This is a genomic window from Nodularia sp. LEGE 04288, assembly GCF_963896525.1.
Classification (GTDB): domain Bacteria; phylum Cyanobacteriota; class Cyanobacteriia; order Cyanobacteriales; family Nostocaceae; genus Nodularia.
This window is the reverse complement of record NZ_CAWQOY010000151.1, coordinates 1-14932: the sequence shown is the minus strand read 5'-3', so window position 1 is coordinate 14932 and position 14932 is coordinate 1. Positions and strand designations below refer to the sequence as shown.

Below are 14932 nucleotides of genomic sequence, written 5' to 3'. Positions count from 1 at the left end.
GAGTCGCAGAGGCGCAGAGAGTTTTGAGGAGTGATTAGTTATGCCACAATTTTTTGGGAAGTATCGGGGTAAGGTTACTGCTAATAAAGATCCTTTGTTTTTGGGTCGGGTTCAGGTGAGTGTTCCGGCTATTTTTGGGGAAGGTCGGCAAAGTTGGGCTATGCCTTGTAGTCCCTATGCTGGTAAGGATATTGGCTTTTTTGCTATTCCTCCTCTAAATACAAATGTCTGGGTGGAGTTTGAAGGGGGTGATCCTGATTATCCCATTTGGACTGGTTGCTTTTGGGGAGAAAATGAACTTCCTCAAAATGCTAAGGTTGACGATCCTGCTAAAGTTCAGGTGTTTAGAACTACGGGAATTACTTTTACTTTAAGTAATTTGGGAAATAATAAAGGTTTGACTATTGAGGTGGAAAAACCTATTGTAGACCGAAAATTGAAGATGGTTTTTAATGCTGAGGGAATAGAAATTAATAATCAGGATGAAACGACTATTAAATTAGCAGCTAATATGATTGAAATTAAAAATCGTGATTCTTCTACTATTACGGTTAACCAAAATGATATTCAGTTAAAAGAAAGTTCTATTGAAATTCAGTTAACAAATAATAGTATTGATTTAACTTGTTCTCCTGCAACTGTGAAGTTAACAACGTCTTCAGGAATTGAGTTGAATAATTCTCCTGCTAATGCCAAGATTACCGCCTCTGGGGTTGAACTGAGTAGCACTCCTGCAAGTGTTAAGGTATCACCGGGAACTATTGAATTAAGTAATGGTGCTGCAAATGTGAAGCTTTCACCTGTGAGTGTGAATGTGAATAATGGTGCTTTGGAGGTGATTTGATGCCAGGATTTTTATTGAATGTCAACAGTGTAGTCTTATGCGCCCACGGTGGACAAGCTAAACCCACGGTTCCTAATCCCCGTGTCCGGGTGATGGGTGTGCCGGTCTGTACTCAGGGGCCGCCTTATGTGGTTGCGGGTTGTGCTAATCCACCTCCCCCGGCTAATGTTGGCCCTTGTATAGTAGGCAACTGGATTGTGGGGGCTTTGCGTGTCAAGGTGATGGGTTTGCCTGTATTGTTATTAGATAGTCAAGCTGTCTGTGTTCCTACTGGTACTCCTCTGACGGTTGTCTTGTCTCAACCCCGTGTTAAAGGGATGTAATTATGGATATAGCTTATCCTTTTCGCATTGACCAACGTGGACGTGTAGCTTCGGCTACTGAGAATGAGCATATTTTGCAGATGATTGAACAGTTGCTGTTTACTAATCCTGGTGAACGGGTGAATCGTCCTGATTTTGGGAGTAATCTGCAACAACTGATTTTTTCACCTAATAGTGCTGAGTTGGGTGTGGCGACTGAGTTTATTGTGAAGGGGGCTTTGGAACAATGGTTGGGTGATGTGATTGAGGTGGAGGGGGTGGTAATTTCTACGGTGGAATCTACTCTACAAGTGAAGGTTCAGTATGTGGTTTTACGTACTCAGCAGCGACAGATAGGGGAGTTTTCTAGATGAATTAAGAGAAACGAACCACAAAGGACACTAAGGACACTAAGGAAAGAGGGGAAAGAGGGTTTGAGAGAGTTGAGAAGTGTATGAATACTCGATACCACAGTTTGATTAATCAGGCGGGAATTGAACAACGACGGGAAAAGGTTCGGACGACAAAGGGTACAGATGGTCAACCTGTTGTTAATGGTATTGATTATGTGGAGGTTTCAAAGGACAGACAAACTCTGAGTGTCCATTTTATCTATAATTTGCCTGGTGAGGATGATGGTGTCTCACTTACGGGAAGTGTTCCTTTGAATCTGGAAAATGTGGTGATTCAAGGGAATGAACGACTACAAACTTTGTCTGTGGAGTCTGTATCTACTTTTGCAAATGTTTTGGTTGTGAAGGTGGGTGAACCTAGTGTATCTAATTATATATTTTATTTGGTCAATAGTTTAAGTGATATATCTCAGCCTCCCCCTGGTTTTGATCCTCTGTTGTCACAAGTTGAATTTTCTTTTCAAGTTAATGAATTAAGTGAATTTGACCCAAAAGTTCAGCCAGATTTACCCCCAGCAGCGAAACAAACGCCTCCAGTTATAGATTATTTGGCGAAGGATTATGCTAGTTTTCGTCAGTTGATGCTAGACCGTCTCACGGTGACTATGCCGAAGTGGAGAGAGCGTAATCCGGCGGATTTGGGCGTTATGCTGGTAGAGTTATTGGCTTATGCTGGCGATCGCCTGAGTTATTATCAAGATGCTGTGGCGACAGAGGCCTATTTGGGTACAGCCCGCAAACGGGTATCAATTCGCCGTCATGCGCGGTTACTTGATTATCTCATGCACGATGGTTGCAATGCCAGGACTTGGGTAACTTTACAAGTTAGTTCTCAAGGTGACGGTAAGGTTTTACTCGGACCCGCAGCAAATCGTCCTGGGATGAGATTTTTAACTAGGACAGAACAGTTATCTTTAGATAATCATCAAGGTTTAATTCAACAGCAAGTGCAAGTATTTGAAACTATGCACGATATTACTTTATATGAGGCTCATAACGAAATTGAGTTTTATACTTGGGGGAATGCAGAGGAATTTTTACCTTATTATTTAGGGGTCGGGACAACTCAGACAACGTTAAAAAATCATCAACTCAAACTTCAATCTGGGGATGTATTGATTTTTGAAGAAGTGCTGGGGAAAGACAGTGGTATTCAAGCTGATGCTAATCCTGAACATCGCCATGCAGTACGTTTAACTTCTGTAAAACTCAGCAGAGATGAATTATTAAATCAGGATATTGTCGAAATTCAATGGCATCAAGAAGATGCTTTACCTTTTCCTTTATGGATTTGCAATATTGTTAACGGTAAACCCTACACTAATATTACCGTAGCACGGGGTAATGTGGTTTTAGTAGATCATGGCTGTACAGTGAAAGAAGAACTCCCAGAAGTGACAGCCAAAAATCGCTATCATCCCCGATTAGAATTTGGCCCTTTGACACATCAAGGTTTTGTGCGTTTGAGTGTTCGCGAACTTTACACCAAAGATATTGCTATTAACAATCAAAGTCGTCAATCTGCTTTTGATCCCACAGCACCAGCGAGGGAATCACTACTTTGGGAACTAGGAGATGTGCGTCCTCAAATTTGGTTAGCAGAACAAGATGATCTGAATACAATATATTATTGGCAACCTCAAAGAGATTTACTCAATAGTGATAGTTTCGCGCGGGAATTTGTCGTGGAAACAGAAGACGATGAACGGGCTTATCTGCGTTTTGGAGACAACATTTTAGGGAAAAAACCACAACCAGAAACTGATTTTTCCGCTATTTATCGCATTGGTAACGGTACTATTGGAAATGTGGGTGCAGAAGCCATAGCGTTACTTGATCCTCAAATCCCTGATTTAGCTAATTTGATTACTCAAGTACGCAACCCTTTACCAGCTACCGGGGGTATTGATCCTGAACCGATTGAAAAAGTCCGGCTGTATGCACCGCAAGCATTTCGTAACCAAAAACGGGCTGTGACTGCATCTGATTATGCTGAAGTTGCTCAATTATATCCAGGAGTTAGGAAAGCTGTAGCTACGAGGAGGTGGACAGGTAATTGGTACACTATATTTATCACTGTAGATCGACAAGCTAATTTACCTGTTGATGATAGTTTCAAGCAGAAATTAGGGGCTTTTTTAGAACGCTTCCGTTTAGCAGCCCAAGATATAGCTATTGAAGCTCCAATTTTTGTCCCTTTAGATATTATTTTAGATGTACAAGTAGCAGATGATTATTTTGCTAATAATGTCCAGCAACAATTACAAAGATTTACCTTTAGTAATAAAATTTCACCTGATGGGAAATTAGGATTTTTTCATCCCAATAACTTTTCATTTGGTCAACCTGTATACTTAAGTCAAGTAATTACAGCAGCCATGCAAATTCCTGGTGTAGTTTCTGTAAATCCTCAGCGTTTTCAGCGTTGGGGAAAACCACCACAGAACGAAATCGAAACAGGTGAAATTAATTTTGGGCGTTTGGAAATTGGCATTTTAGATAATGACCCCAGCGCACCACAAAATGGCAGAATTTTCTTTGAAATGTCGGGAGGATTTTAGCTTAATTGAACCCCACCTAACACAAAAAACCTCTCCAACTCTCATAACTCTGTGTCCTCTGCGTCTCTGCGGTTCGTTTATTTAAATAATTTGTTTCGCGCAAAGGCGCAAAGGCGCAAAGGTAGAAAGAAAAAGAAAGATAATTCTCGGATATCAAACTCTTAGGACTTACGCAAGAACTCTCTAAAACCCTCTTTACTTTGTGTCCTTTGTGTCCTTCGTGGTTCGTTTTCTCCTAATTTTTCGTAAGTCCTGACCCTAACTCAACATGAATCCTACCGATAAACCGCCAAAAATCTATAATCGTCCTGGCTTACCAAGCCTAGCTTACCGCATTAGTGATTGGGCTAGTTTTCGCGATCGCCTATTAGCTAATTTACCGCGATATGCAAATAATATTACTAATACTGCCCCCTTGGCAAAATTGACAACTCGTGCTGTAGATGATCCGGCGATCGCCATTTTAGATGCTTGGGCGGTGGTGGCTGATGTCCTGACTTTTTACCAAGAACGCATTGCTAACGAAGGTTTTATTGAAACTGCTACCGAACTGCGCTCAGTATTAGAATTAGCTAGGGCGATTGGTTATGAACTTGATCCCGGTGTAGCTGCGAGTACCTATTTAGCCTTTACCGTCGATGATGCGCCCGGTAGTTTGGGAATGGCTACAGTCCCTGCTGGTACACAAATTGTCAGTATTCCTGGGGAAGATGAACTTCCGGAAACCTTTGAAACCAGTGCGGAAATTGTTGCTCGTGTGCAGTGGAATCTACTTAAACCCAGACAGACAAGACCACAGCAAGTTAATAGCGATACTAAAAGATTATATTTACAGGGTATAAATACGCAACTACAAGCAGGCGATCGCATCTTAATAATAGCCGAAGAAAATCTTTGGTATCTCCTCACCTTAGCAACAGTACAGACAAATGCCAGCATGGGTTATACCCAAATTACCTGGGAACAGCAGTTACCATCGGAAATTTCTAGTCCCCTGCAAAATCCCCAAGTTTTCGCCTTTCGCCAACGAGTTGCCCTATTTGGTTATAATGCCCCCAAATGGGAAGATATGCCCAATGAAATTAAGCGTGATTACCAAGGTACAATTAAAGGCGGCATTTTTCGCAGTAGTAATAATAGTGAGAATTGGACAGCAATTAACGCCGGGTTACCAACAATTGATATTCGTTGTTTAGCCGTCAATCCAACTAACAATTACTTGTTTATCGGGACATCAGGCGCAGGTATTTTTCGCTCAACAGATAACGGTGATAACTGGAAATCTGTCAATATTGGCATTACAAATCTAACTATTCAAACATTTTATATTGATGCACGGGGATATATTTTAGCCGGAACTCCTGGCGGTGGCGTGTTTAGTTCCAAAGATCATGGTGAAAATTGGACTCCCATTAATTTGGGAAGCGTGCGGGTAGAATATACAAATAATAATACCAATGTTAATACTATTAATACAGCCTTACCTAACACCGTTATTCGTTCTTTAGTCAGTTATAGTACCATTAATAATGGGACTGGGACAGTTACTAGTGATGGGACAACTGTAACGAGTAGTGAAAACAATTTAACTACAGGTGTCAAATTAGGCGAGATTATCACAGCAGCAAATCAAGTCAGAACTGTTACTAGTATTATTTCTGATACTTCTTTTACAGTAAATGCACCTTTTATCCCTAATTTATCAACTGATACAACATTTATAATTGGCGTAATTTATATATTTGCTGGAACTGATGATGGTATTTATCGCTCTCCAGACCAAGGAAAAAACTGGACTGCTAAAGGCTTAATTGGTAAAGCGGTGCTGTCGCTACTGATTTATCAAACTGAAGAGAATTACTATATATTCGCTGGGACAGATGATGGTATTTATCGTTCCTCAGATAACGGAGAAAATTGGGTTTTCCAACAATTAAATCATCAAGTTAATTCACTAATTACTGAGATTATTCAAGATGCACAATATATAATTGCTGGGACACAGAATGGTATTTTCTCGTCTATTGATCATGGTGACAATTGGGTGGAAATTAACTCAAATCCTCATGTAACGACTTTAACGTATAATTCAGTCAGCCAATACTTATTATCAGGCAACAAAAATGGGATTTTTAGCCATGAGAAAACTCAAAATAATAATTGGACTACAAATAAAATTAAAATCGGCATAAATATAAATATTACGACAATTATTAGTACAGCTAACAACTTTTTTGCAGGTAGTACCTTTGCTGGATTTGTTGAAGATGCACAACAAGAATGGCCTAACTTTGAAATTTCCAGCCAGGAGATAGATTTAGACAATATTTATTCTAAAATTCTGCCAAAAAGTTGGATAGTCTTATTAACAGAAGATGCTAAAACTGCAAAGCCTTGTCTAGTTGAAGGTTCATTAAATATCACCCGTCGAGACTTTGGACTAAATAATAAAATCACCCGTATTTTATCAGCAGATAGTTTCAACACTAATGATTTCAACCTGCGTCAAACCATAGTTTTAGCTCAAAGTGAAAGTTTAAATCTAGCCGATGAAACTTTGAGTATTCAAATTCAACAACAAAAAATATTTCATGATCCGATTCGAGAAAATCAGATTTATTTGAGTGAGTATGTCTCAGGGTTAGAAGCAGAAAAAACCATCATTGTCAGTGGTAAACGCATCCGTACCAAAATGGAGAAATATGGCATTTTAACCGCTCCTGACGGCTTGTCATCTGTGGAGGTTAAAATTGGCGACTTACTACAATTACTTTCACCACCAAAATCTCAAATATGGCATTTACGAGATAGAAACGGATTTGAAGGTTTTCTAGAAGTGAATGCACCAGAAGATATTAGTTTACAACCAGCCTCCATAGATGATCAAATTGTGAGTGAGGTTTGTATAATCAAAACACCACCAAACGACCAATTACAACCGATTCTCACTTTAAGCACAGCATTACAAAATAGCTATGATCCTGCAACTACAGTGATTTACGCCAATGTGACTCCGGCGACTCATGGTGAGACAATTGAGGAAGTTTTAGGAAGCGGTGATGGTACTTTAGCTAATCAAAACTTTATATTAAATAAACCACCACTGACTTACATTTCCGCAACTACTCCTAGTGGTGCTAAGACTACCTTAGAATTATTTGTCGATGGTGTGCGTTGGGAAGAAGTCCCTTCATTGTATGGACTGAATCACCTGGATCAAAATTATATTACTCGCATAGATGACGATGGCACAACGACAATTACCTTTGGAGATGGTGAAAAAGGCGCACGTTTACCCAGTGGTTTAGAAAACATCATGGCGCGTTACCGTAGTGGTATTGGGTTAGCGGGAGAAATTGCACAGGATAGCTTAAGTTTACTGAAAACTCGACCTTTGGGAATTCGGGAAGTCACAAACCCTGTACCCGCAACAGGCGCAGCAGCCAGAGAAGCATTAAATGAAGCAAGAACCAGCGCACCTCTAACTGTCCGCACCTTGGATAGAATCGTCTCTCTACAAGACTTTGAAGACTTTAGTCGGGCTTTTGCTGGTATTGGTAAAGCCAAGGCGGAAGTGATACCTAATCAGTCTATTCCCATTGTTTATATGACCATTGGGGCGGTGAATGGGAAAGCAGTAACGCCAGATTCTCAACTTTACACCAATTTAGAGCAGGCGATCGCCAAAGCTCGCGCCCCGGAACAGATAGATGTGCAAATCGGTAGCTATCAACCATTGCTATTTAATTTGGAGGCTAAGATTTTGATAGATTCTCGACGGGAAGTCAAACCAGTATTAGCAGCAATTCGCACTGCATTACAGGAAACATTTTCCTTTGAAAGGCGGAGTTTTGGACAATCTGTGACTACTTCAGAGGCGATCGCTGCTATCCAGAATATCACAGGTGTAATTGCAGTAGATTTAGATGCACTTTATCTCTCCTCTCGTCCCAAAACCTTAGAACCATCCCTATCAGCAGCTACAGCAACCTGGGATGAACAACAGAGTAAAGTTTTACCCGCACAATTACTATTACTCAATCCCAAAAGTATCATCTTAATAAACAAACCATAAATCCCTCCCTCAACTCCTCCTCTCCGCGCCTCTGCGCCTCTGCGTGAAATAAATCCCCACCCCAACATGAACAACCCCAACCCAGAACGTTTATACAACCTAATACCAGCAATTTACCGTATCCGAGACGAAACCCAAGGCGGTTCCCTACGCGCCTTACTCGGTGTAATTGAACAGGAATTAGAAACTGTAGAAACCGATATCGCCAATTTATATGAAAACTGGTTTATTGAAACCTGCGATGAGTGGGTAGTACCTTATATTGGTGACTTACTAGCCGTAACTTTATATACCGAACAAACTCGCACCTATGGAAGAGAACGACGCGCCTATGTAGCCAATACCTTAGCCTACCGTAACCGCAAAGGTACAGCACCAGTTCTAGAACAATTAATTGCAGATATCACCGGCTGGCGATCGCGTGTGGTAGAGTTTTTTAAGTTAGTCAGCACCACCCAAAATTTAAATAACCTCCAGACGAACAACGTTTTTGCAGACATCCGCCAACTTCGGCAAATTGACGCTATCGGAACTCCCTTTGAGGAATCCGTAGCACATACAGTAGAAATCCGTAACATCAGCAATCAAAGTGGTAAATATAATATTGCCAACATCGGCATATTTTTATGGCGACTAAAAAGCTATCCCATTCAGAGAGTAACTGCACGTCAAATTAAATTCACAGACACTACAAATCAAGGACGCTGCTATACTTTTAATCCATTAGGTATTAATATTCATCTGTTTAACCAGCCGCAAACAGAAACAGAAATTACCAGTCTCGCCGCAGAAATAAACTTACCCACATCTTTACGTCGTTTAACCCTAGTTGCAGAACTAGAAGCACGTCGTCAATTAATCACTGACGGGAGAATACCATCAAGTAATGGCTATTTTGGGAATAACCCAGTTTTACAAGTTTTTCTCAATCATCAATCTCAATCAATTTCTCCAGAATATATTCTCATTGATAACTTAAGTCAATGGGATAAACAAGATTGGCAATATCCTCATATCAGAACTTATCAAAGTAGTGATGGTAAAATAGAAAAAAGCTTTGAAATTCAAGCTATCGTAGATCCCGAATTAGGACGACTAGTAGTAATTACAAAATCAGCACCTCAAGCAGTAGAAGTAAGTTATTCCTATGCTTTTAGTGGTGACATTGGTGGTGGTACTTATGACCGTAGCCAGGGTTTAAGCATCCCAGAATCTATCTCTTTGATCAAGTGGGATGTCAAGCAAGAAATAGTGAGACATACTATACAAGCACTAGCAAATAATGTTTTTGCTTCTACTCCCATTCAACTCATTTCACCTGCGGCTATTAACAAAAAATTTCAACCTATAAAACCTACCTTTCCCCATCTAGCAACTGCTATCCAAGAATGGAATAAAAACGTCAAAATTTGGGAATACTGCGAAGCACAGATTTATCTGGAATTGCAGTCACTTCATCGCAATAATCAATCTCAAATTAGTTTATTAAATCACCACATTACTACAAAATTTCAACCAGGTATAGTTAATGGCTTAACTGTCACAGCCCATAAAAAAGCCGACACAATCACTATCGCATCTGGTACGGCTGTAGATAATCAAGGAAATCGAATTTATCTGGGCATTAACTACCAAGTGAGTTTGAAAAAATATGCTAACCAAACAGTATTTTTAGTTATTTTTTATCAAGCAGCTACAGAAGAACCCAAATGGCAAATTAAATTTATTCCTCCTATAGAAATTTCTTCGACAACAGGTATACCATTAGCCAGCTTAGTTATTAATCCCATCGGACAAATTGAAAATGCTGAGACAACAATTGCACCACAATTTCAGCCGGGAATCATTAACGGCTTAGAAGTAAAATTAGTTAGCCCTGTCGAACAACAATTACAAATATCTCCTGGTAAGGCAGTAAATAGCAAAGCTACACTTATTCAAATAGATAAATCATATACCTTAGATTTTAATATTAATCCTAATCAAAATGCAATTTTATATATTACACCTAAAGGCAAAATAGATATTGTCCCAGATGTAGAAATGGGAGTAATTACCCTCAGAGATAACCACACTTACCAGGGTAATTTTACTGTCACAATACCCGCAGATAAAAAGTTAAAAATTGTTGCTGCTAATGAACGCCAACCGCATTTACAAGGTAAATTGTTAGTCAAGGGTACTGCTAGAAAAAATACTAACCCCGGCGAAATCATTCTCGATGGTTTGCTAGTAGAAGGTGAAGTAACAATTCTACCGGGAAATCTCAAAGAATTACACATAGTAAATTGCACATTGTTATCAAAAACAGCAGCATTGACTGTAGAACAAGCAAAACGAGAATTAGAATCAGACACAGAATCAGATAACGATTTCACACTACTAGCAATCATCATTTATTTTCTCAGCTTCATTCAGCAGATTCTGATTTTAGGCATAGGTGACGATAGTGCTGATTCCCCTAATAATCTCACAAAACTGTTTCAGTTAGCTTTCCAAAAAGTAGCTGGTGGCTTCTCTTTTTTGCAAAAAGTTACTCAAGAATGGCAATGTTTAAACATACCAGATACAGATGAACAGCACTTATGGGAGTTAGAATCCAACGATGAAGAAACAGATAACACCAAACTAAAAGTTTTCATTGCTAACAGCATTTCTGGAAATATCCTCTTAGCCGACACAGTACCACAGTTAGAAATTGTCGATAGCATTATAGATAAAACATGGTACAAAAACGATGAAGTGTACCAAGGCAATCATAGCGCAATTACTGCTTTAGGAACCAATGTTGCTATTAATCGCACTACAGTTTTTGGCAGAACAAATATTAGCACCTTAGAAGCTAGCAACAGCATTTTTAATGAAACGGTAACTGTGCTTCGCACGCAAATTGGTTGCGTCAGGTTTTGTTATTTACCCTATGGTTCCCGCACACCCAGCCGCTATCGTTGTCAACCTGATTTAGCTTTGCAAAAAGTTGCTAATTTACCTGCAAAGATCACATCATTAGCGATTAATCACACTACCGGAAAGGTTTTTGCTGGAACTGCTGGTAAGGGAATATCTTATTTAAATAATGATAGTATATCGGGGAGCATCCCACTTAAGCAAATATATCTTTTCTCTCTGACGGTGAAATCAACTTTTTACTGCTTAATGAAATATTTACTTTCCAAGTTGGGACACTCTCGTATATGGCAACCTATAAATAATAATTTAACTAACCAAAATGTTACTAAACTGCTGGCAAATATCCCCACTTCCATAGCAGGTACAGATTTAATCTTAGCTGGTACAACCGACGGAGGTATTTTTAACTCTATAGATAATGGTGAAACTTGGAATTTAAGTAATACAGTCATAATTAATGGCAAGTTATCCCCACTCGTAGCTACTAATATTACTGCCTTAGTTGCCTACAATAAATCTATTACAGGTGTCATTGCTAGCGCAGGTATACAAATCACAGGAGAGGGGACAAAATTCATCAAAGAACTGAGAAAACATAGTCTAATTATTGCCGCAGATGAAACGAGAACTATCACGAAAATTAGCTCTGATACTGTTCTGGAAATCAATGAACCATTCAGTAGTGATTTACCTGCTGAAACAACCTTGAAAACCCAGTATATTTTGGTCGGAACTGGTAGCGGAGTTTTTCGTTCTCAAGATAATAGCCAGAATTGGGAACCCATAAATTTTGGTTTACAAAATCGTCAGATTAAAGAATTAGTAGTTAATCATCATAACGGCGATATTTTTGCTGGAACCGAGGCTGGTTTTTATCGTTCAAATAATAATGGTAATTTTTGGACTGCACTAAATCGTGATTTACCCAATCGTCAGGTTACAGCTTTAGCTATTAATCAATATAATGGACAAATTTTTATCGGGACGAGAGATGGTATTTTCCGTTCTCAGAATGATTGTCAAAAATGGAAACCAGTAAATAACGGCTTAACTGATACAGATATTACCGTCTTGGCAACATATCCCAAACCGGGAACAGGGACTATTTCTAGTAATGGCACAAAAATCACGGGTATTGATACAGCATTTAGCACAGAATTAGCCAAAGGTAGCGTGATTAATATTAATAATCAAACTAGAACTATTATCGCTATCGAGGAAAATAACACTTTAATTATTGATACTGCTTTTAATGATGATTTACCTCCACAAACAACATTTAGTATCAACTATATTCTAGCCGGCACAATGGGAGGTAATATATTTATATCTCAAGATCATGCTAATAGTTGGAAAGAACTTACTACCAGCTTAACTTTGACTGCAATTACCAGCTTCGCCATAAATCCCCATAATCAAGATATTTATGCCGGAACATCTGCGGGGAATGTTTTGTATTCCCAAAATAATGGTAATAATTGGATATCAATCAATCATGGTTTTGATGGATTTGATGAACAAAGTATTATTTTAATGAATTATAACCCCAGTTTTACCTCAGAAAAATATGGCAAACCTAATTATGCTCAACTGAGTCAATTTTCCCTCCCAGAAATCAGCACTGGCGCAGAAGATAATTCCGAAATGGGTGCGTTTAACTATCTGCAACAACCGCAACGGGAAACAAATTTACGTGCTAGTCTCAATGAATATCTCAGATTTGGACTAGAAGCAGGCATTTTTTATCAAAATGAAGGAAATAATTAATTATGAAAGGTGATATTACTCGGTTAACATTTCGTCCTGAAAAACATTATCAAGCTGTGCGGATGCAACAGGGACGACTACAATTAGATGCTGATTGGAATGAACAAGTTGATATTCAAAATTATCTGACTCAATCTCTAGCCAAATATGTGATTGGTGATAGTGGTGTCCTTAAAAATAGTGATAATTTTAGAATTAGTGTCAGCGAATCAGCATCAGATTTTAAGATAAATGCTGGCAAAATGTACGTCAATGGGATTATTTGCGAATTAGAAAAGGATACAACCTACAAAACCCAATTAGACTATCCCAACCCACCCCAATTAACCCAAGATGGATTTTATCTAGCTTATCTAGATGTCTGGGAACGTGATATTACAGCACTAGAAGATCCAGAAATTCGAGAAGCAGCACTCAAAGGACTTGACACGGCTACCCGAACTAAAATAGTTTGGCAAGTAAAGTTGATGCAAGTTTTTGATGTCAATGAACAAGAAACGGAGATTAAAGACTGGAAATTTTTCGCTAACAATTTAAATATAGATCGCCAAGTTTATTTAAATGCTGCTACTCTTAATAGTGATTCCGAAGGAAAATTATCCAACGTTAAAAACGGTTATCTAGGTTCAGAAAATCAGTTATATAGAATTGAAATTCATCAATCGGGAAATATTAATCAAGCAACATTTAAATGGGCGCGAAATAATGCTATAGTTGTTAGTCCTATTAAAAAGATAACAGGTAATACTATTGAAATTAGTAATGTTGGCAGAGATGATTTACAGTCATTTAAGCCTAATCAATGGGTAGAAATTATTGATGAAGAACAGGAATTAAAAAATCAGCCAGGTAAGTTATTCCGGTTACAAAAAGTATTCAATAACAAGCTTGATGTCGTTGGTGATCCCATAGAAGCTCAATTTGCTGGTAAAAAAAACCTGAAAGTGATAGGTTGGCAAGAAGACCAAGTTGCAAAAGAAGCTAAAATTAAAGTTTCTGATCAATGGATTGAGTTAGAACAGGGAATTTATATCCAATTTTATGCAGAATCTACCTATAAAACTGGTGATTATTGGCTAATTCCGGCACGCGCCTACACAAAAGGTATTGATTGGCCTTATGATAGTTTAGCGCAACCAATCAAACAGCGATCGCCTGGAATTAAACACCACTATTCTCCTCTCGCATTGCTGGAGTACAGTAACGGTACTTTTACCCCTGTCCGTGACTATCGTCCTACTTTCCCATCTTTAGTCAATGCTTTGGATAAAACTGGTGACACCATGACTGGTGATCTAGAAATTCAGGCTAATCTTTACGTGACTAACGGTGGTAAAGTTGGCATTGGCACAAAAGAACCTGATGAAAAACTGCACGTTGATGGTGTGGTCAGAATTGGTAAAACTACCAGTTTTCTAGACATAAGTACAGGAAATAATGATTTAGCTTATTTCCAAACTAATCTGAATGGTTACTACTTTGATCAAGGAATTCAAATCCAATCGGGAGTAATTAGTAGTGATGGCAATGATTTATCATTACAAACAAATGGCACAACTCAACTTTCTATAAATACTAATGGAAATGTGGGAATTGGGGTAGATTCTCCTGATGAAAAACTGCACGTTGATGGTGTGGTCAGAATCGGTAAAACTACCAGTTTTCTAGACATAAGTACAGGAGCTAATAATTTAGCTTATTTCCAAACTAATCTGAATGGTTACTACTTTGATCAAGGAATTAAAATCCAATCAGGAGTAATTAGTAGTGATGGCAATAATTTGTCATTACAAACAAATGGCACAACTCAACTTTCTATAAATACTAATGGAAATGTAGGAATTGGGATAGATTCTCCTGATGAAAAACTGCACGTTGATGGTGTGGTCAGAATTGGTAAAACTACCAGTTTTCTAGACATAAGTACAGGAGCTAATAATTTAGCTGATTTCCAAACTAACCTGAATGGTTATTACTTTGATAAAGGAATTCAAATCCAATCGGGAGTAATTAGTAGTGATGGCAATAACTTGTCATTACAAACAAATGGCACAACTCAA

7 protein-coding genes are annotated in these 14932 nt (G+C 38.6%); all 7 read left to right on the top strand.

Going from position 1 to position 14932, the window contains the following annotated elements; genetic code table 11:
* Nucleotides 1–40 precede the first annotated feature (40 nt).
* Nucleotides 41–844: a phage baseplate assembly protein V gene (locus tag AACX33_RS22025; protein ID WP_193998897.1), complete on the top strand. Its 804-nt coding sequence runs from the start codon at nucleotides 41–43 to the stop codon at nucleotides 842–844.
* Complete coding sequence (locus AACX33_RS22020; RefSeq protein WP_193998895.1) at nucleotides 844–1167, top strand: hypothetical protein; 324 nt, start codon at nucleotides 844–846, stop codon at nucleotides 1165–1167. The genes AACX33_RS22025 and AACX33_RS22020 overlap by 1 nt, the downstream gene beginning before the upstream one ends.
* A gap of 2 nt (nucleotides 1168–1169) precedes the next feature.
* Nucleotides 1170–1520, top strand: coding sequence for a GPW/gp25 family protein (locus tag AACX33_RS22015; RefSeq protein WP_193998893.1), 351 nt, complete (start codon nucleotides 1170–1172; stop codon nucleotides 1518–1520).
* An 80-nt stretch (nucleotides 1521–1600) separates the two neighbouring features.
* On the top strand, nucleotides 1601–4120 hold the full coding sequence (locus AACX33_RS22010; RefSeq protein WP_193998891.1) for a baseplate J/gp47 family protein: 2520 nt from the start codon (nucleotides 1601–1603) through the stop codon (nucleotides 4118–4120).
* A 268-nt stretch (nucleotides 4121–4388) separates the two neighbouring features.
* On the top strand, nucleotides 4389–8195 hold the full coding sequence (locus AACX33_RS22005) for a putative baseplate assembly protein (protein WP_193998890.1): 3807 nt from the start codon (nucleotides 4389–4391) through the stop codon (nucleotides 8193–8195).
* A gap of 66 nt (nucleotides 8196–8261) precedes the next feature.
* Nucleotides 8262–12872: a hypothetical protein gene (locus AACX33_RS22000; RefSeq protein WP_193998889.1), complete on the top strand. Its 4611-nt coding sequence runs from the start codon at nucleotides 8262–8264 to the stop codon at nucleotides 12870–12872.
* 2 nt (nucleotides 12873–12874) lie between these two features.
* Nucleotides 12875–14932: DUF6519 domain-containing protein (locus tag AACX33_RS21995; protein WP_227789244.1), on the top strand; the 2058-nt coding region annotated here is incomplete at its 3' end.

Coding starts and splice junctions, on each gene's coding strand:
- AACX33_RS22025 (WP_193998897.1), top strand. CDS start 41: ATGCCACAATTTTTTGGGAAGTATCGGGGTAAGGTTACTGCTAATAAA.
- AACX33_RS22020 (WP_193998895.1), top strand. CDS start 844: ATGCCAGGATTTTTATTGAATGTCAACAGTGTAGTCTTATGCGCCCAC.
- AACX33_RS22015 (WP_193998893.1), top strand. CDS start 1,170: ATGGATATAGCTTATCCTTTTCGCATTGACCAACGTGGACGTGTAGCT.
- AACX33_RS22010 (WP_193998891.1), top strand. CDS start 1,601: ATGAATACTCGATACCACAGTTTGATTAATCAGGCGGGAATTGAACAA.
- AACX33_RS22005 (WP_193998890.1), top strand. CDS start 4,389: ATGAATCCTACCGATAAACCGCCAAAAATCTATAATCGTCCTGGCTTA.
- AACX33_RS22000 (WP_193998889.1), top strand. CDS start 8,262: ATGAACAACCCCAACCCAGAACGTTTATACAACCTAATACCAGCAATT.